This is a genomic window from Seonamhaeicola marinus, from assembly GCF_008085455.1.
The window spans coordinates 1-402 of sequence record NZ_VSDQ01000211.1 but is presented as its reverse complement, the minus strand read 5'-3'; the positions used below and the strand labels follow the sequence as shown (position 1 = coordinate 402).

The 402-nt window shown below is 35.1% G+C and carries 1 protein-coding gene; it reads right to left on the bottom strand.

The genetic code is table 11. The features are described 5' to 3' along the window. The coding region (gene argS, locus FUA24_RS03070; protein ID WP_148540014.1) for an arginine--tRNA ligase domain-containing protein at positions 1–402 on the bottom strand (402 nt) is incomplete at both ends.

The following is a 402-nucleotide window of genomic DNA, read 5'->3' as shown; positions in this document are numbered from 1 at the left end:
GCGCAACTACTTCGGCATCACCAGCTTCCCATTTACGTAGCATTTCTTGGGCTTCTAATAAAATAGGTGCATTTTTTTTAGCATCTTCCTCACTTTTACCATTGGCAATTAAAGCCTCTATTTCTTTTTTATATTCTTGGTCAAACTTTACGTAATAGTTACCTACTAACTTATCTCCTTTTAAACCTGTAGTTTTGGGTGTTTCACCATTTCCAAAACGTTTCCAAGCCAACATACTTTTACATATATGAATACCCCTATCATTAATTATTTGCGTTTTGTACACTTTTTGTCCGCTAGCCTTCAAAATTTCAGCAACACTATAACCCAAAAGGTTATTTCTAATATGGCCTAAATGCAATGGTTTATTGGTGTTAGGCGAAGAATACTCTACCATTACAG